This is a genomic window from Alistipes sp. An31A (genome assembly GCF_002159425.1).
GTDB classification, from domain to species: Bacteria; Bacteroidota; Bacteroidia; order Bacteroidales; family Rikenellaceae; genus Alistipes; species Alistipes excrementigallinarum.
Window position 1 is genome coordinate 172,852 of sequence record NZ_NFIO01000004.1, and the last position, 19,339, is coordinate 192,190.

The following is a 19,339-nucleotide window of genomic DNA, read 5'->3' on the forward strand; positions in this document are numbered from 1 at the left end:
CGTGACATTGCGCCGCAAGAGGGGAAAAATTGCCTGCGCGGGCCCCTTTTGGCCCGGAATACCTATCATTTGGGATTGATAAGCGCATGGAAATTTCGTATCTTTACGTCCAAAAACTCGAAAATACCTATGCGTCTATCGGATTTGAAGACCGGCGAATCGGCAACGATTCTCAAGGTGCACGGCCACGGCGGCTTCCGTCGCCGAATCATGGAGATGGGCTTCGTGCGGGGGCAGCGCGTCGAGGTGCTGCTCAATGCACCGCTGAAGGACCCCATCGAATACAAGGTCATGGGTTACGACATCTCGCTGCGGCGCAGCGAGGCCGACATGGTGGAGGTGCTCTCCGACAGCGAAGCAAAGCAGTTGGCCGACGAACAGGCCCGTCAGGTGGTTGACGATGCGTCGGGACGTGCCCCTAAGGGGGATGCGCTTCCCGAAACGGGCAGTGTCGAGCGGGTGATTCACGAGCGCAGCCGCCACATCGAAATCGCCCTGGTGGGCAACCCCAACAGCGGCAAGACCTCTCTGTTCAACGCCATCTCGGGCGGTCACGAGCATGTGGGCAACTACAGCGGCGTGACGGTCGATGCCAAGCGGGGGCGCTGCACCTACCGCGGCTATACGTTCGGGGTGACCGACCTGCCGGGCACCTACGCCCTCTCGGCTTATACGCCCGAGGAGCGCTACGTGCGCAGCCACATCGAGAAGAACAACCCCGACGTGATTGTCAACGCGGTGGTGGCCTCGAACCTCGAACGCAACCTCTATCTGACTACCGAACTGATTGATATAAACCCGCGCATCGTAGTGGCGCTCAACATGTACGACGAGCTGGATGCCAGTGGTGCCACGCTCGATTACGACAGTCTGGGCCGCATGCTCGGCGTGCCGATGGTTCCCGTCGAGGCGCGCAACCACAAGGGCATCGAGACGCTGCTCGACACCGTGATTGCGGTCTACGAGAACCGCGACGAGCGGGTGCGCCACATCCACATCGGTCTGGGTCCCGTGGTCGAGGAGAGCGTCCGCCGGCTCCACGGCGACATGAACGAATACCGCAGCCAGCTGCCCAAGGCCTTCCCGCCGCGCTACTACGCGATGAAGATGCTCGAGGGCGACCACCAGGTCGAGGAGTGGCTGCGCGGCTGCGAACGCTTCCCCAAGTGGGTGGAGATTCGCGACCGCGAGGCGCAGCGCATCTCCGAGGCGCTGGGCGAGGATGTCGAGACGGCGATTGCCAACCAGAAGTACGGCTTCATCTCCGGAGCGCTCAAGGAGACGCTCACCCCCGGCAAGGGGGCCGAACGCTCCGCAACGGCGCTCATCGACACGCTGGTGACCCACAAGCTGTGGGGCTTCCCCATCTTCTTCTTCCTCATGTGGCTGATGTTCTGGTGCACGTTCAGCCTCGGCGCCTACCCCCAGGGGTGGATTGAGACGCTCGTCGGGTGGATTGGCGAGGGCATCAACGCCCTGCTGCCCGCCGGCCCCATCCGCGACATGCTGGTCGACGGCGTCATCGGCGGCGTGGGCAGCGTGATTGTCTTCCTGCCGAACATCGTCATCCTCTACCTGTTCATCTCCTTCATGGAGGATTCGGGCTATCTGGCGCGTGCGGCCTTCATCATGGACCGCATCATGCACCGCATCGGCCTGCACGGAAAATCGTTCATTCCGCTGGTGATGGGCTTCGGCTGCAACGTGCCGGCCATCATGGCGACGCGAACCATCGAGAGCCGCAGCAGCCGTCTGATAACCATCATGATAACTCCGTTCATGTCGTGCAGCGCGCGAATACCCATCTACCTGCTTCTTGCCGGCACCTTCTTCCCCGGCCGGTCGGGGCTGGTGATGTTCTGCCTCTATGTGCTGGGCATTCTGCTGGCCATCGTCACCGCACGGCTGATTCGGCGCTTCTTCTTCCCGGTGGACGAAACCCCCTTTGTCATGGAGCTGCCACCCTACCGGCTGCCGACCTGGAAGACGACGCTCCGCCACATGTGGGACAAGTGCGCGCAGTACCTCCGCAAGATGGGCGGCATGATTCTGATAGCGTCGGTCATCGTCTGGCTGCTGAGCTACTATCCGCGCACCGAGGAGCCCGTGCCGGCCTCCGTACATTATGAGAACTCCTATCTGGGCCGGATTGGCAAGGCCTGCGAGCCGGCCTTTACGCCGATGGGTCTCAACTGGAAGGCGGGTGTATCGCTGCTCTCGGGCGTGGCGGCCAAGGAGATTGTCGTCAGCACGCTCGGCGTGCTCTATGCCGAGGCGCCCGTAACCGGTGCTGAGACGTCGGTTGCCGCCGGTGCGGCGCCGGAAGCAACTCCTGTAACTGAGCCGGCATCGGAAACGACCGCAGCTCCGGCATCGGAGCCTGCCGCCGAAGCAGCCGCAATGTCCTCTTCGGAGCCTGTGGCAGGAACGGCCGCCGTACAGGTGAACGAGCCCTCTGCCGCAACGACCGCTTCGGAGGAGGTTGCCGCAAGCCGGGCATCGGCCACGGCCGAGCTGGCCGAGTCGGACGATGAGGAGGCCGAGATGGCCAGCCTTTCGAAGCGGCTGCTTGCGAGCGGCGATTTCAACACGGCTTCGGTCATTGCCTTTCTGGTCTTCATCCTCATCTACTTCCCCTGCATCGCCACCATTGCGGCCATCGCCTCGGAGGCGGGCTGGAAGTGGGCGCTGACGTCGGTGGTCTACAACACGGCGGTGGCCTGGCTGGTGTCGTGGGTCGTCTATCACCTCATAAACTGGTTGTAGCATGACGTGGCAGGACGGCATCGTCTGGCTCTTCGGAGTGGTACTGGCGGCGGTGGTCGTTTGGCGGCTTGTGCAGACGCTGCGCGGCAGGCGTGTGCCCGCGTGCGGCAGCTGCAGCCGCGAGTGTCCAATGCGGAACAAGGGCAAGGATGCCCGGTGCCCCGGCGAGCCGAAGTAGCGGAGCGGGACGGGAGTTTCATTGCGGCGTGAAGCGCTCGTTGCGGCACGGTTGTCTTGTCGATGCTGGTGCTGGTGCCCTTGTTACGATGCTGCTCTCGCCGCGGCGTGGTGGCTTTGCCGATGAATGGCCTCCTTGTTGCGGAGCCCGGGCCGAATGACTCTCCCTCTGTGCGGCACTCCGCGCCGAAGCGTGAATGCCTGAAGCAGATATGAAAGAAGCGGACCGACCCGTCGGGGTCGGTCCGCTTCTCATATATGGGGCTGGCGGCTACTTGTGAAGCCGGGCCTTTACGTTGTCGGTTGCACGCTTGAGCAGCTCCTCGGGGCAGCAGAGCGTGATGCGGATGTAGCGCTTGCCCTCCGAACCGAAGATACCGCCGGGGGTCAGGAAGACGTCGCACTTCTCCATCACCTCGTCCGAGAAGGCAAAGCTGTCGCCCTCGTAATCCTCCGGAAGCTCGGCCCAGACGAAGAGTCCGGCCTGGTGCGGGCGGTAGGTGCATCCCAGCGCATCGAGCAGTGCGTAGGCCTGCTTCTCGCGGCCGTAGTAGATGTCGTTGAGCTGCTTGTACCAGTCGGCACCGAGCGACAGCGCCGTGTCGGCAGCGGCCTGAATCGGATAGAACATGCCCGAGTCCATGTTGCTCTTGAAGGTCAGAATCGAGTCAATCCACTCCTTGCGGCCCAGGATGACGCCCACGCGCCAGCCGGCCATCGAATGGCCCTTCGAGAGCGAGTTCATCTCGAGCGCCACTTCACGTGCACCGTCTACCGACATGATGCTCATCGGCTTGTCGCTGTTGCGGATGAAGCTGTAGGGGTTGTCGTGTACAATCAGGATGTTGTGCTTGGCACCGAACTCGATGATTTTCTCGAAGAGCTCGCGCGTCGGCGTCTGGCCCGTCGGCATGTTGGGGTAGTTGACCAGCATCATCTTGACGCCGTCGAGACCGGCACGTTCGATGGCCTCGAAGTCGGGATAGAAGTTGGTCTGCTTGTTGAGCGCATAGGGAAGCATCTCACCGCCCGAAAGGCGTACGGCGGCCGAATAGGTGGGATAGCCCGGGTTGGGGACCAGCACCTTGTCGCCCGGATTGAGGAACGTCATGCAGATGTGCATGATACCCTCCTTCGAACCGATGAGGGGCAGAATCTCGGAGTTGTAGTCGAACTCCACGCCGTACCACTTCTTGTACCAGTCGGCAAAAGCCTTGCGCAGAATGGGTTCGCCCTTGTAAGACATGTATTTGTGTACGTCGGGACGCTGAGCCTCCTTGGCCAGACGGTCGATGACCGACTGATGGGGCGGCAGGTCGGGGCTGCCCATTGCGAGTTTGACAATCTGGCGGCCGGTGGCTGCCTCGATGTCGGCAATTTCGCGCAGACGACGCGAAAAATAGTACTCTCCAATCCCGTCCAGACGGTGTGAACGTTCGATGTTTACTGCTTTTGCCATTGTTGATAGAGATGATGTTTGATTTGTCGGGGCAAATTTACGAAATAATTTGGGAAATGCGAAATCGTGGGAGCAGGGGTTGCCGGCCGGTTTTTTCGGTGGTAGGTGTTGCGGGGTGCAGGAACTCGGCGGCCCCCTGTGGTGCCTCTGGACGGTGCTTCCGTGTGGTGCCGGGGTGCATGCGCTGGCCGGTCCCCGGCATGTGGCTTTCCGTCGGAGCCGGGGTGCGGGCTCCCCTTCCGGCGGCGTGGCTCGTCGCTTCGGAGGACGCAAAAAAAGCCCGGAACGGAGCCTTGCGTGCAGTATCCGTTCCGGGTGAACCGACGGCAGGTTTTACCCTGCCGTTGAGAGGAATGTGTTAGTGTACCTTGACCTTTGCGGCAGCTGCCTTGGCGCGGTTGCGCAGCTCCTCGAGGTCGCTGCCCAGCGGGGCGTGGCACACCACGACGCCCATGCGGCGGCCGGGGCGCATGGTGGGTTTGCCGAAAATCCGCAGGTCGGTGGCCGGGTCGTCGGCCAGCGCCTCCTTCAGTCCGTCGTACTGCGGAGCTCCGCTGCCGACGACTTCGGGGGCGAGAATCACGGCGCTGGCACCCATGCGCTCGAAGGTGATGGCCGGGATGGGCAGTCCGAGGACGGCGCGGGCGTGCAACTCGAACTCGTTGAGATTCTGCGTTCCGGCGAGCGTTACCATACCCGTGTCATGAGGTCGGGGCGAGAGCTCCGAGAAGTAGACGCCGTGCTCGTGGCTGAGGAAGAACTCCACACCCCACAGACCGGTGCCGCCCAGCGCCTCGGTCACCTTGGCGGCCATGCGCTGCGCCTCGGCCAGATGCTCGGGGGCGATTTCGGGCGACTGGAAGCTTTCGCGGTAGTCGCCGTTCTTCTGGACGTGGCCCACGGGCGGGCAGAAGAGCGTCGGCCCCTGCTGCTGGGTGACGGTCAGAAGGGTGATTTCGCTGTCGAAGCGGATGAACTCCTCGACAATCAGCTCGCGGATATCGCCGCGGCTTCCGGCGCAGCCGTACTCCCAGGCGTGCGGCAGCTCCTCGGCCGAGCGGACGACCGACTGACCCTTGCCCGAGGAGGACATGAGCGGCTTGACGACGCAGGGAAATCCGATTTGATGCGCCGCTTCGTATAACTCGTCCAGCGATTTGGCATAGAAGTATTTGGCCGTGCGCAGACCGAGCTCCTTGGCTGCCAGGTCGCGAATCGCCTTGCGGTTCATCGTGAAGTTGACGGCACGGGCGCTCGGTACGACCTGGATGCCCTGGCGTTCGAAGTCGTAGAGGCGCTCGGTGCGGATGGCCTCGATTTCGGGAACGATGATGTCGGGCTGGTGCTTGGCCACGGCGGCGGCCAGCGCGTCGCCGTCGAGCATGCTGAAGACCTCGCACTCGTCGGCCACCTGCATGGCGGGGGCCCCTGCGTAGGAGTCGCAGGCGATGATGTGCTGGCCCAGTCGCTGGGTGGCGATTACGAACTCTTTGCCCAGCTCTCCGGAGCCGAGCAGCAGGATTTTCTTAGTCATGGGCGTAGATTTTGGTGGGACAAAGATAGTGAAATGGGGGCTTGGTGGCAAATGTGGCGAAGGGTTTTTCACGGGATACCGCCATCGGGACCGAACGCAGCGCCGCAAGTTGCCGAAAACGTCCGGCGGCGGCTCTTTTTCGTTCCGGGGGCTTGCCGCTTCGGACGATATTTCTTATCTTTGAACCGGAAAGAAACTCAAACTACCCTGCCATGCGCTTTTTGAAACCCTGTCTGCTCCTGATGGCTGTGCTGCTGTCGGGAGCGCTCTCTGCGGCGGCTCAGACGACGCTCGCCCGCAAGGGAAAGCCTGTCGCGCGGATTGTCGCGGCCGACGGGTCGTCCGTCAACCGGCGTGCCGCCGCCCTGCTGCAGCGCTTCGTGCGCGAAGCGAGCGGTGCGGAGCTGCCGCTGCTCGAAGGAGTCGCCCCCAGACGCGGCGATGTGGTCATCGGTGCGGGCGACACGACGTCGCTTACGGAGGACGGCTTCCGGCTGCAGAGCCGCGACGGCGTGCTCTACGTCTCGTCGGGCGGCGACAAGGGGGCGCTCTACGGCGTCGTAACGCTGCTCGAGCGCTACCTCGGTGTAGATTACCTGGCGGCGAACACCTATACGATTGACCGCAGACCGACCATCGAGCTGCCCGCGATGGACTGCTTCGAGAATCCGGCCTTCCGCTACCGCCAGAGCCAGGGCTACGGCATGGCTCTGGACGAGACCTACCGCGACTTCCTGCGGCTGGAGGAGCCCCGCGACATCTTTGCCGGAGGGATGTGGGTTCATACCTTCAACCAGCTGCTCCCCGCCTCGGTCTACGGCCGGGAGCATCCCGAATACTACTCCTTCATCAACGGAGAGCGCCGGCCCGGAAAGGCCAGCCAGTGGTGTCTGACCAACCCCGAGGTGCTGGAGCTGGTTGCGGCCAAGGTGGATTCGGTCTTCAAGGCCAACCCGGGGATGAACATCATCTCCATCAGCCAGAACGACAGCAACTTCACCTACTGCCGTTGCGAGGAGTGCGAGCGGGTGAACCAGTATGAGGGGGCGCCTTCGGGCAACTACATCCGCTTCCTGAACAAGCTCGCCGAGCGCTTCCCCGACAAGGAGTTCTCGACGCTGGCCTACCTCTTCACGATGGAGCCGCCGCTCCATGTCAAGCCGCTGCCCAACGTTAACATCATGCTCTGTGACATCGACTGCGACCGCGAGGTGCCGCTGACGGACAACGCGTCGGGACAGAAGTTCGTCCGCGCCCTCGAGGGGTGGTCGGCCATTTCGGACAACATCTTTGTCTGGGACTACGGCATCAACTTCGACAACATGGTATCGCCCTTTCCCAACTTCCCGGTGCTCAAGCCCAACATCGAGCTCTTCCGCCGCAACCACGTGACGATGCACTTCTCGCAGATTGGCGGTTCGTACGGCGGCGACTTCTCGGAGCTGCGTACCTATGTGGTGAGCAAGCTGATGTGGAATCCCGACCAGGATACCGACGAGCTGATGCTCCGCTTCATGACTGAATACTACGGTGATGCGGCTCCCTACATCTACCAATACGAGAAGCTGCTCGAAGGCGGTCTGCTCGCTTCGGGACAGCGGCTGTGGATTTACGATTCGCCCGTCTCGCACAAGGACGGCATGCTCAACGACGCCTCGCGCAAGCGCTACAACGAGCTCTTCGACCGGGCCGAGTCCTCCGTGGCCGGGGACTCCATGCTGCTGGCTCGCGTGCGGATGGCGCGCCTGCCGCTGATGTATTCCGACCTCGAGATTGCCCGTACGAAGCGTGAAAAGGATGTCGATGCGGTAGTGCGCGAGCTCGACACCTTCGAGCGTTACGTCTCCGGGTTCGGTGTCGAGACGCTCAACGAGCGGCACAACAGCCCGCTGGATTACTGCAAGCTCTACCGCGAACGCTATCTCCCCTCGGAGCGGCAGAGCAAGGCGCTGGGCGCCCGCATCATCTGGCTCGACGAGCCGGCGGCGCGTTACAGGGAGGTCGGCGAGCGGACGCTCACCGACGGCCTCTTCGGCGGGGCCTCCTTCGTCGAGAGCTGGACGGGCTGGGAAGGCTGCGATGCCGCCTTCATCGTCGACCTGGGCGAGGAGAAGGAGTTCACCTCTGTCGAGTCGGATTTCCTCCACCAGCTGGGACAGTGGGTGCTGCTGCCCAAATCGGTCACCTACGCCCTCTCGTCGGATGACGAGACGTGGAGGGAGTTCGGCCGCGTGGAGTTTCCCGAGGACCAGTCCGTGCAGGTGAAGTTCGTGCCGGCGCGGGTCGAGTCGCCCCAGCCGGTCCGCGCCCGCTACATCAGGGTGTCGGTCGAGGGGACCAAAATCTGCCCGTCGTGGCACTACGGCGTGGGCTGCCCCTGCTGGTTCTTCATCGACGAGGTATCGGTCTTCTGATGACGGACGGGCGGAGCTCTTCCGGAGCTTGATAAAATGAATCGCACCGGTCTGATAACAAGACCGGTGCGATTCGTCGTTTTGTGGAGGTGGCGGGAGTCGAACCCGCGTCCAAACAAGGAGCCCGAAAGCTTTCTACACGCTTATCCGCCGTTTGGTCCTTCTCCCGGGGTCTGGCAGGCGGCAACCTAACCCCAAGCCCAGTTCCTTTGATTTCGCACGCCGGCCGGAACCCTCCGTCGCACTATCTCCAAATTGATGATACCCCATATGGACAACCGTTAAGGAGCGGAACAGTCGCCCGGGATACTCGTCGCCAAGCCGCCTTGGACCCGGCGATTAAGCTAATTTTCCTTGAAAATTAGGCAGCGAGTGCATAGCTGTTATTGCCATTTGATTGTCGAGTGTCGGGATTTACGAGCCGCCACACAGCGCTCGACGTGCTTACAATCCGACTCTGCCTGCTGTCAAAACCGGGCACCCCCGGATTTGTTCCGCACGGGACGAGTCCTCATGGAAACCGGAGGCAAAGATAACTCTTTTCGGGAAAATACAAAAGCGCGGCGTGCAAAATGGCCCGCCGGGGGCGGAATAATCGGGATTTTTGCGTACCTTTGGCAGAAAATCCGGCAATAACCAGATATGAGCGATTACGTAGTAAAACTCGAGAATGCGGCAATCTACCACGCCGATGCCTCTTTCGGACGCAGGTCGGAGGCCAAACAGCTCCGCGAGGGCGAAATGGTGCTTTCGGAGGTGAGCTTCACCGTCGCCGAGGGCGAGTTCGTCTATCTGCTCGGGCGCGTGGGCAGCGGCAAGAGCACGCTGCTCAAGACGCTCTACGCCGAGGTGCCGCTGCTCACGGGTGAGGGCTATGTGGCCGGATTCGACCTGCGCCGGCTCCGACGCAGGGATATCCCCTACCTGCGCCGCAAAATCGGCATCGTCTTCCAGGACTACCAGCTGCTGACCGACCGCAACGTCTTCATGAACCTCTATTACGTGATGAAGGCGACGGGCTGGAAGGAGGAGAGCGCGATTCGCCAGCGGATTGACAAGATTCTGAAGATTGTCCACCTCGAGTCGAAGGCCTACAAGATGCCCTTCGAGCTCTCGGGCGGCGAGCAGCAGCGCCTGGTCATCGGTCGCGCCCTGCTCAACGACCCCAAGGTGCTGCTGGCCGACGAGCCGACGGGAAACCTCGACCCGGTGACGGCCGAGGGCATCATGCAGCTCTTCCGCGACATTGCCGCGCGGGGCTGCGCCGTGGTGATGTCGACGCATAACACCGCGCTCATCGAGAACTACCCTGCCCGCGCGCTCCTCTTTGCCAAGGGGCACATCCGCGAGGTGGACCTGCTCTCGGAGCTCGGTTAGCATTCGGCGGAGTGCTTGGCGGAGTGCACGGCGTCGCGGGGTCCCGGGACGCCTTTTTCTTTTGCGGCGGATGTACGGACCGGCGGTGTCGGACGCCGGCTTGCGGAACGGATGCTGTAATGCCCGGGGCACGGACGAGTGCCGCCCGTGGACTGGAACGGATGCTTTCCAGGAACCGGGAGCCGCGGTCGGATGCGGGGGCGCATGCGGTATCGGTTGGCGCTCCCGGGGTGTGCCGGCGGCGTGGCCTCCGCTCTTCGGGGCGGCGGGGCTGCGTGTCGCCCGCCGTGCTCTTTTCGGGCCGGTGCGGGATACGGCGGACCCCTCGATCGGATGCTTCCGGCGCAATCCTCCCTTTGTATGATTTTCCCCGTAAAAACGGCATAATGCCCCGGCCGGAGTGTTTGAAACTCCGGAAATTTTTCGTACATTTGTACGATATTTCAAACGCGACAAATGAGTACTGAACAAGAAAACGTAAAGAAGCAGACCGAAGAGTATTCCGCTTCGAATATTCAGGTCCTGGAGGGGTTGGAGGCCGTGCGCAAGCGTCCGGCCATGTACATCGGCGATATCGGAGAGAAGGGTCTTCACCATCTGGTGTACGAGGTCGTGGACAACTCGATTGACGAGGCGCTGGCGGGCTTCTGCACCCATATCGAAGTGACCATCAACGAGGACAACTCCATTACGGTGCGCGACAATGGCCGCGGTATCCCGACCGACTTCCACGAAAAGGAGGGCAAATCGGCACTCGAGGTCGTGCTGACCGTGCTGCATGCCGGCGGCAAGTTCGACAAGGGCAGCTACAAGGTCTCGGGCGGTCTCCATGGTGTGGGCGTTTCGTGCGTCAACGCGCTTTCGACGCTGCTCATCGCCGAGATTCACCGCGACGGCAAGATTTTCCGTCAGACATACAGCAAGGGTACCCCCACCTCCGAGGTTGAGATTGTGGGCACCTGCACCGACCGCGGTACCATCATCACCTTCAAGCCCGACGCGAGCATCTTCACCCATACGACCGAGTACAAATACGACATTCTGGCCAACCGCCTGCGCGAGCTGGCCTTCCTGAACAAGGGAATCCACCTCACGCTGACCGACAAGCGTCAGAAGGACGAGGAGGGCAACTTCCTCTGCGAGCGCTTCTACTCGGAGGAGGGCCTCAAGGAGTTCGTGCGCTACCTCGACGCCACGCGCGGCGAGCCGATTACCTCGATTATCTACCTCGATACCGAGAAGAACGGCGTGCCGGTCGAGGTGGCCATGCAGTACAACGACTCCTTCTCGGAGAACGTGCATTCGTACGTCAACAACATCAATACGATTGAGGGCGGTACCCACCTGACGGGCTTCCGCCGTGCGCTGACCCGCACGCTGAAGAAGTATGCCGACGACTCGGGCATGCTCGCCAAGCTGAAGTTCGACATCAACGGCGACGACTTCCGCGAGGGTCTGACGGCGGTGGTATCGGTCAAGGTGGCCGAGCCGCAGTTCGAAGGTCAGACCAAGACCAAGCTCGGCAACGACGAGGTGGCCGCAGCCGTCGACCAGGCGATGTCGGCCGCCCTGGCCCACTATCTGGAGGAGAATCCCAAGGATGCCAAGGCCATCGTGCAGAAGGTGATTCTGGCGGCTCAGGCCCGCCATGCGGCCCGCAAGGCCCGTGAGGCGGTGCAGCGCAAGACCCCGCTGTCGGGTGTCGGACTGCCGGGCAAGCTGGCCGACTGCACGAGCCGCGACCGCTCGATTGCCGAAATCTTCTTCGTCGAGGGTGACTCGGCAGGCGGTACGGCCAAGTCGGGCCGCGACCGCAACTACCAGGCCATCATGCCGCTGCGCGGTAAGATTCTCAACGTCGAGAAGGCGCAGGAGCACAAGATGTGGGACAACGAGGAAATCAAGAACATGTTCACGGCGCTGGGCGTGACCATCGGCACGGAGGAGGACTCGAAGGCCCTCAACCTCGAGAAGCTCCGCTACGACAAGATTATCATCATGACCGATGCCGATGTCGACGGCAGCCACATCGCCACGCTGATGCTGACCTTCTTCTTCCGCAAAATGAAGGAGCTCATCGAGAACGGCCACGTCTACATCGCCACCCCGCCCCTCTACCTGGTCAAGAAGGGCAAGCAGGAGCGTTACTGCTGGACCGAGAAGGAGCGCGACACCATCACGGCCGAGTTCGGCAAGGGTGCCCACGTGCAGCGCTACAAAGGTCTGGGTGAGATGAATGCCCACCAGCTGTGGGAGACGACGATGAACCCCGACACGCGCATCCTGCGTCAGGTCAACATCGAGAATGCCGCCGAGGCCGACCGCATCTTCTCGATGCTCATGGGTGACGACGTGCCGCCCCGCCGCGAATTCATCGAAAAGAACGCCCATTACGCCAACATCGACGCGTGATGCAGGTATGCAATGAAAAGGATTGTCTCCCTCAGCGGCGGCAATCCTTTTCTTTAGATAAAAACTCCTAAAAACTGACCGTATGGAAGTTACCGTTATCGGAGTGGCCGGAGGAACCGGTTCGGGAAAGTCGACGCTCGTCAAGCGTCTGCAGGAGGCCTTTCAGGGTGACGACGTCGCCACGCTGTGCCACGACTACTACTACAAGGCGCATCCCGAATTGACCTACGAGGAGCGCACGAAGCTCAACTACGACCACCCCCAGGCGTTCGATACGCAGATGCTGGTCGAACACATCAAGGCGCTGAAGGACAACGTGCCCATCGAGCATCCGGTCTATTCGTTCGTCGAGCATGACCGTACCTCGGAGACGGTCTGCGTCAAGCCTTCGCGCGTGATTATCGTCGACGGCATTCTGATTTTCGAGAACAAGGAGCTGCGTGACCTGATGGACATCAAGGTCTATGTCGATACCGACGCCGACATCCGGCTGGCGCGCCGCATCCTGCGCGACGTCTGCGAACGGGGCCGGACGATGCAGTCGGTCATCACGCAGTATACGACGACGGTCAAGCCCATGCACGAGGAGTTTGTCGAGCCGTCGAAGAAGTATGCCGACGTCATCATTCCCGAGGGCGGCTTCAACTCGGTAGCCGTGTCGATGCTTATCCAGAACATCCGCTCGCTGATAGAGAACAAGTGACGGGAAGATGGTGTGCCGGAGGCGCTCCGCCGGTCGCGGGCGATGCGTTCTGGTGATACCGAAACAGGCCGAAGGGCGGGACCCATTGGGGTCCCGCCCTTCGGGCGTTTTTGCGGCTGCCGGAGGCCTCAGCTTTCCGGCGGGCCGTGTCCGGCGGCTGTGGCACAGTGACCGTTGCCGGATGACAGGGTGCCCGGCCGGCGATGCCGCAGGACTTTCCGGCGCTAATCCTCCGCAAGGTCGGCGAACATGGTGGTGCTGAGGTACTTCTCGGCCCGGTCGGGGAAGATGACGACGATGTTGCCGTGGTCAATCCGCTCGGCGATGTGCAGGGCCGCAATCATGGCGGCGCCGCTGCTCATGCCGGCGAAAATCCCCTCGCGGGCGATAATCTGACGCGCCATGGCAATGGCCTCCTCGCTCTCGACCATAACCTGCAGGTCGATGCGCGAGGGGTCGTAGATGGCCGGTACGATGGCCTCCTCCATGTTCTTCAGCCCCTGGATGTAGTGGCCGCGGACGGGATGGGCCGAGACAACGCGGATGTTGGGGTTGTGAGCCTTCAGAAAGCGGGAAATTCCCATGATGGTGCCCGAGGTACCGAGTGCGCTGACGAAGTAGTCGATGCGCCCTTCGGTCTGCTCCCAGATTTCGGCGGCCGTCTTCTCGTAGTGCGCCTGGTAGTTCTGCGCGTTGCTGAACTGGTCGGGCATGAAGTACTTGCCGGGATGCTCGGCAACCAGCCGCCGGGCCAGACGAATGGCTCCGTCGGTCCCCTCCTCGGCCGGGGTCAGGGTGACCTTCGCCCCGTAGGAGCGGATGATTTTCCGCCGTTCGACCGAGACGGCGCGGCTCATCACGATTTCGACGGGATAGCCTTTGACGATGCCGATGACGGCCAGTCCGATGCCCGTATTGCCCGATGTTGGCTCGATGATGGTCTGCCCCGGGCGGAGGCGCCCTTCGCGTTCGGCCTGCTCAATCATCTGGAGCGCGATGCGGTCCTTGATGCTGCCCGTGGGGTTGAATCCTTCGAGTTTGGCCCATATTTCGACGTTGGGTTTGCTGTTCAGCCGGTTGATGCGTACCATCGGCGTATTGCCGATGGTTTCCAGAATGTTATTCTTCACCATTGGATACGATGAGTTTGGGTAAAACCTTGATTATGTAAAAAGCGGAAAAAAGAGGAGCCGCATGGACGGGCCTTAAGCCCGCTCCTTCGGGATGAGCTTTAACAACAGCAACAGCAACAACAAGCCGCGATGCACCCGCCGGCGTATGCGGAACGCATCCGGAGGTTCATGGTTGCAATCTGTTGTTTCTGGCTCCTCATAGTCTCGATGAATGCCGAAAGGCAATTCAGCGGACAAAAATAGAAAACGAAACGAAAAAAAGCAAATCCCAAGGGCGAAAATTTCGGGGGGGGCTACTGCCGGCGCGGCCGGAGGAAGCGAGCCGTGAGGAGGCGACGCAGCGGTTCGTCGTAGATTTTCAGCACGAACCACGCCAGCAGGATGTTGCCCGCAAAGAGCGCTGCGGCGACGGGCCACACCTCGGAGAAGGTGTATCCGTGGTTCCATACCCAGGCGTAGAAGAGGTACATCGAGGGATAGTGTACCATGTAGAGCGGATAGGAGATGTCGCCCAGAAAGCCGCAGATGCGGGCCGTTGCCGCATCCGTGGCATGGCCCGAGGCGCCGAGCCAGAGCAGCAGCGGGAAGAGCAGCAGCGTGCTGAGCGTGTCGTAGAGGCCGTTGAAGAGGTGGTTCTGCTCCGAGCCGACATAGGGCATGGCGAGCAGCACGGCCAGCGAGAGGCTGCAGAGCCAGAAGGCGCCGCGGATGCGCACCGGGCGGAAGCGCCGTGCGAGGAGCAGTCCGGCGGGGAAGGCGAAGAGCAGCCGCAGCATTCCGCCCGGGAAGTTGCTGCCGGCGAGTGTCCACCCTACCCCCAGATGGCCGTATCCCGACAGGTCGCCGATGGCAAAGGCCGCCAGCGCCGCACCCGTGAGGGCGACGAGCAACGTCAGCCAGCGCGTCGGCAGCCGCCGGAGCAGCAGCATGTAGAGCAGGTTGCCCAGATACTCAAAGAAGAGCGACCAGCTGGGGCCGTTGAGCGGATACATCTCGCCGTTGCCGCGCACCTCGTGCCCGGCGCCGGGCCATGCGGGGATGAGCAGCAGGCCGCAGAGCAGTGCCGCAAGCACCATGCCGGTCGAGACCGGCTCGCCGTTCCAACGCACGCTTCCCTGCACGAAAAAGGCTGCGGCACCCAGCAGCGCCCCCAGGACGACCATCGGGTGGAGGCGGATGAGGCGCCGCTTGATGAAGTCGCGCATGCGCAGCCCGCGGCCCCACCGCTCGTCGTAGGCGTAGCCAATCACGAATCCCGAAAGGAGGAAGAAGAAGTCGACGGCCAGATAGCCGTGGTTGAAGCGCTGGTCGACGGGGCTGGTGGCGAAGGCCTCGAAGAGGTGGTACCAGACCACCAGCAGAGCGGCGACGCCGCGCAGGCCGTCCAGCAGTTCGTAGTGGGGTTTCGAATCGGAGAATGCCGTATGGGGGGTGAGCATGGTGCGGTCGTTTTCGGAGTTCAGTGACGCTGCAAAGTTAAGGAGCGGCGGGTGAATAAAATTTGCGCTGCGTCAAATTCCTGCACCGCGCTTCGCCTTTTTTGCCCGCAGCCGGCTCAGCGTCGAGAGCGAGATGCCCAGGTAGGAGGCGATGTAGCCCAGCTGGGCCCGTCTGCAAACGTCGGGAAACTGCCGGCAGAAGGCTTCGTAGCGCTCCTCGGCCGGGAGCGTGAGGCGCTCCTTGTGGGAGCGGTGGAGCCGCCGGTACTCGTTCTGGTGGATGATGAGCCCCCAGTTGGCCAGTTCGAGGTTCGTGCGGAAGAGTGTGCGCAGGTCGTCGAGTGCAATCCGTCGCGCGGAGGTCTCCTCGAGTGTCTCGACCACCTCCTCGCTGCGCCGGCCGTAGTAGAGCTCGTCCATGCTGAAGACGATTCCGCCCTCGCTCGAGAAGGAGGTGGTAACCTCCTCGCCGTCGACGACCCAGAACGAGCGGGTCATCCCCTGCTCGAGGAAGTAGGCCGAATGGCAGAACTCCCCGTCGCGGACCAGCTGGTAGCGCTTCGGGAAGCGGCAGGGGGTCGTGACCTCGACAAGGCGGCGTTCGCTCTCGGCGGAGAGCGGGCAGAGCATGCGTATGGCGTCGATGAAGTACATGTCGGGAGGCGGGCCGCGGTTGCGCGGCTGTACAAAGGTACCGAATTCCGCCGGAAAAGCCAAATCCCTGCGTCGTGCGGACGGCGCAGCTGCGTCGTGGCGCGGCGCTGTCGGGAGAAGGGACGGGAGTCGGTGTCCGAAGCGCGCAGGGAACTCGGCCTGCGCCCTGCGGAGAGGGCGTAATGCGAAAACGCACCTCGCCGGGCGGGAGGTGCGTTTCAGCGCGGGCGATGCGGCCGGGCGCTCTATTTTGCCACTCTGTTGCGGACGTCGGTCGGAGTCTCCCCGTAGACGTCGCGGTAGCATTTCGTGAAATAGGATGGAGCGGAGAAGCCCGTTTCGTAGGCAATCTCGCTGATGCTCTTGTCCGTGGTGGTGAGGAGCGTGCGGCCCCGCTGCAGGCGCAGCAGACGGATTAGCTCCACGGGGGCGTAGTTGGTGAGCGACTTGATTTTGCGGTAGAACTGCGAGCGTTCGAGCCCCATCCTGGCGGCAATCGAGTCGATGCTCAGGTTGGCATTGCCCATCTCCTCCTGGAACAGGGCGAGGAAGCGGTTGTAGAATTCGTTGTCCGGGTCCCCGGCCGGGGCATTCGGACCGGGCGTCGGGCGCTCCTGCTTCCGGCCGCCAGCCGGGAGGGAGGAGCTCCACAGCTCACGGATTCGTTTCCGGTTGGCGATGAGGCTCGCGCAGCGGGACTTCAGCACGGCGCTGCTGAACGGCTTGGAAAGATAGCCGTCGGCTCCGCTGTCGTATCCCTGTGCCCGCTGTTCGTCCATCGAGCAGGCCGTCAGCATCAGAACCGGGATGTGCGAGGTCGAAAGCACGTTCTTGATGCGCCGGCAGCACTCCAGTCCATCCATGACCGGCATCATGACGTCGCAGATGACCAGGTCGGGCACGTATCTGGCCGCCAGCCGCACCCCCTCCCGGCCGTTCGATGCCGTGAGGATGTTGTAGTCGGCGCTCATCAGCTCCTTGATGAGCAGCCGGATGTCCCGGTTGTCGTCGATGACGAGGATGATGGGCTTGTCGGCGTCGAAGGAGGTGTGGTCGTCAATCGTCTCGAACTCGGCCTCGACGTTGTGCTGCCCTGTCGCCGAGTCAACGTCTTCCGCTCCGGTCTCCGTGGTGGCCGGGGCGACGTGACGGACGGGGAGCGTCACCGTGAAGCGGGCTCCCTTGTGCAGCTGGCTCTCGACCGAGATGGTGCCTCCGTGGAGCTCCACGAAGGCCTTGGCCAGCGACAGACCGATGCCCGAGCCGCGGGGGTGGATGCGGTCGGCCTGGTAGAACCGGTCGAAGATGTTGCCGATGTCGTGCTCGCTGATACCCTCGCCCGTGTCGGCGACCTCGAAGGTCAGCTGCCGGGCATCGCAGCGGCAGCGGACGGTGATGGAGCCGTTGCGGGGCGTATATTTCAGCGCGTTGGAGAGCAGATTGAAGAATACGCGCTCGATTTTCTCCACGTCGACGGCCAGCGGAAGGGACTGCCCGGCTGCGGGGGCCTCCAGCTCCAGTTTGATGCCCCGCTTGCAGGCAACCGCATGGAACGACTCCATCCATTCGCGGATGCATTGGTTGAAGTCCACCTCCAAGCGATGGACCTCCAGCTTGCCGTTTTCGTATTTGCGGAAGTCGAGTATCTGGTCAATCAGGCGGCGGAGTATCCGCACGTTCTTCTCCGCAATCTTCATGAGGGTGTGCTGCTGCGGGGTGAGGTTGTCGGCCGCGGCGAGCTGCGCAACGGGCTCCGAGATGAGCGTCAGCGGCGTGCGCAGGTCGTGCGACACGTTGGTGAAGAACATCAGTTTGGACTGGGTGGCGTTCTCGAGCTGTTCGTTGAGCCGCTTTTGCTTGTCGCGCTCCTCCTCCAGAAGGCGGTTCTGCTGCATGAGCTCCTTCTGGTGGCGGCTGTGCTGCCACCAGGCTCTCAGCAGGAGGAATCCGACGCCGCAGAGCAGCAGGATGATGGCGATGCCGGCGTATAAGAGCGACTTCTGGGCGGAGTATTCGGCCTGGAAGAGGTCAATCCGGGTCTTGAGCAGTTCGATTTTGCGGGTCTCCTCCTTAAGCATCTCGTTCTGCCGCAGCAGGATGTCGGCGTTGCTCCGGTCCACGGCTGACGAGACGGGCAGGATGGTCTCCCGCTCATAGGGCTCGTGCTTCAGAATGGCGAGCGCCGTGCGGACGAGGCGGTGCCCCTCCGTGGGATAGAGGAACGTCGCATCGATGATGCCGTCGGCCACCGCCCGGATGCCGATGTCGGGGGCGGCGTCAATACCTATTATCTTTATGTCGTCGCGTCCGAGGCGGCGGGCAACCTCCGACGCCCCGATGGCCATGCGGTCGTTGTGGGCATAGATGAGGTTCGTTTCGGGATGGATGCTTAGCAGGGAGTCCACGACGGGGACGGCATCCTCCTTGTTCCAGTTGCCCGGGGCGCTGGCCAGCAGCGTGCCGCCGGCCGATTCGAGCTCGCGGACGAATCCCCGATGGCGCGCCGCGGCCGGCGTGGAGCCCCTCAGTCCGGATATCTCGATGGCGCGGGCCTTACCCCCGAGCAGGTGCATGGCGTAGCGGGCCGCGGCGCGCCCGGTCCCCTCGTCGTCCGCGCCGATGCGCGCCGTATAGCTGCGGCTGTTGATGTTGCGGTCGAAGATGACGACGGGAATCCCCGCTTTGTATACCTCGTCGATGACGGGCGTCAGGGCCGCCGCCTCGTTGGGCGACACGATGAGGATGTCGAAGCCGTTTTGGACAAAGTAGCGGATGTCGTCGATTTGTCTGGCGCTGCTGTCGTCGGCCAAACGAATCTCCACCACGGCATCCTTGTGAAGCATGATTTCACGATTGATTTCGTCGTTCATCTTCGTGCGCCAGTCGTCCTGGCTGCATTGCGAGATGCCGATTCTGTAGACTTTGTCCCGATGGCATCCGGAGAGCCCCGACAAGAGCAGCAGGCATAGAGCGAGAGGAAGGATTCTGTGCATAGGTTCGTTTTGGCGTCCCAAATTTAATTCATATTCTTCGCCCAAAATGCGGATGTAATCATAAAAAAACGCTCCGCGCCACAATTTTGACAGACAATGCACGATATTTTATAGCTTCGGAACCGGTTCGTTGCTAACTTTGCAATACCGTATGCGCCTCTCCGGAGTTCCGGAGATGGCCGTGCGGGATACCAACCGAAGAACTCATACGCAGTGGAGATGAACATCGACAAGAGCCCGTCTGTGGTCATGCAGCGGGAGCTGACGCCGCCGGCATC

General features: G+C 62.2%; 12 protein-coding genes and 1 other RNA gene. 6 read left to right on the plus strand and 7 right to left on the minus strand.

All coding sequences use genetic code 11. The features are described from left to right. Positions 1 to 129: 129 nt before the first annotated feature. Both feoB and B5F90_RS10980 read left to right on the plus strand, forming a co-directional pair. Positions 130 to 2,766: a ferrous iron transport protein B gene (gene feoB, locus B5F90_RS05805; protein WP_087361853.1), complete on the plus strand. Its 2,637-nt coding sequence runs from the start codon at positions 130 to 132 to the stop codon at positions 2,764 to 2,766. Position 2,767: 1 nt separating this feature from the next. Continuing rightward, positions 2,768 to 2,944 (plus strand): hypothetical protein, encoded by a 177-nt coding sequence (locus B5F90_RS10980; protein ID WP_162607759.1) that lies wholly within the window; start codon positions 2,768 to 2,770, stop codon positions 2,942 to 2,944. 270 nt (positions 2,945 to 3,214) lie between these two features. Here B5F90_RS10980 and B5F90_RS05810 read toward each other — a convergent pair whose 3' ends face one another. Then, positions 3,215 to 4,402 (minus strand): aminotransferase class I/II-fold pyridoxal phosphate-dependent enzyme, encoded by a 1,188-nt coding sequence (locus B5F90_RS05810; protein WP_087361854.1) that lies wholly within the window; start codon positions 4,400 to 4,402, stop codon positions 3,215 to 3,217. 358 nt (positions 4,403 to 4,760) lie between these two features. Continuing rightward, entirely contained in the window at positions 4,761 to 5,936 is a 1,176-nt protein-coding gene (gene purT / locus B5F90_RS05815; protein WP_087361855.1) for a formate-dependent phosphoribosylglycinamide formyltransferase, read from the minus strand. 212 nt (positions 5,937 to 6,148) lie between these two features. Here purT and B5F90_RS05820 point away from each other — a divergent pair, with 212 nt between their 5' ends. Continuing rightward, complete coding sequence (locus tag B5F90_RS05820; protein ID WP_087361856.1) at positions 6,149 to 8,350, plus strand: DUF4838 domain-containing protein; 2,202 nt, start codon at positions 6,149 to 6,151, stop codon at positions 8,348 to 8,350. 81 nt (positions 8,351 to 8,431) lie between these two features. On the opposite strand, the gene ssrA is transcribed toward B5F90_RS05820, so the two are convergent. Further along, positions 8,432 to 8,835: a transfer-messenger RNA gene (gene ssrA / locus B5F90_RS05825) on the minus strand. A gap of 157 nt (positions 8,836 to 8,992) precedes the next feature. Here ssrA and B5F90_RS05830 point away from each other — a divergent pair. From B5F90_RS05830 to udk, 3 genes are all read left to right on the plus strand, one after another. Continuing rightward, a complete protein-coding gene (locus B5F90_RS05830) occupies positions 8,993 to 9,727 on the plus strand; it encodes an ATP-binding cassette domain-containing protein (RefSeq protein WP_087361857.1) in 735 nt (244 codons plus the stop codon). A gap of 456 nt (positions 9,728 to 10,183) precedes the next feature. After that, on the plus strand, positions 10,184 to 12,139 hold the full coding sequence (gyrB, locus tag B5F90_RS05835) for a DNA topoisomerase (ATP-hydrolyzing) subunit B (RefSeq protein ID WP_087361858.1): 1,956 nt from the start codon (positions 10,184 to 10,186) through the stop codon (positions 12,137 to 12,139). Between the two features lie 82 nt (positions 12,140 to 12,221). Further along, complete coding sequence (gene udk / locus B5F90_RS05840; protein ID WP_087361859.1) at positions 12,222 to 12,842, plus strand: uridine kinase; 621 nt, start codon at positions 12,222 to 12,224, stop codon at positions 12,840 to 12,842. A 224-nt stretch (positions 12,843 to 13,066) separates the two neighbouring features. Here the strand turns inward: udk and B5F90_RS05845 are convergent, their stop codons facing one another. From B5F90_RS05845 to B5F90_RS05860, 4 genes are all read right to left on the minus strand, one after another. Continuing rightward, a complete protein-coding gene (locus B5F90_RS05845; protein ID WP_087361860.1) occupies positions 13,067 to 13,975 on the minus strand; it encodes a cysteine synthase family protein in 909 nt (302 codons plus the stop codon). 293 nt (positions 13,976 to 14,268) lie between these two features. Further along, positions 14,269 to 15,414, minus strand: coding sequence for an acyltransferase (locus tag B5F90_RS05850; RefSeq protein ID WP_087361861.1), 1,146 nt, complete (start codon positions 15,412 to 15,414; stop codon positions 14,269 to 14,271). Between the two features lie 72 nt (positions 15,415 to 15,486). Then, entirely contained in the window at positions 15,487 to 16,068 is a 582-nt protein-coding gene (locus tag B5F90_RS05855; RefSeq protein WP_087361862.1) for a cyclic nucleotide-binding domain-containing protein, read from the minus strand. Between the two features lie 245 nt (positions 16,069 to 16,313). After that, entirely contained in the window at positions 16,314 to 19,061 is a 2,748-nt protein-coding gene (locus tag B5F90_RS05860; RefSeq protein WP_087361863.1) for a substrate-binding domain-containing protein, read from the minus strand. Positions 19,062 to 19,339: the final 278 nt, after the last annotated feature.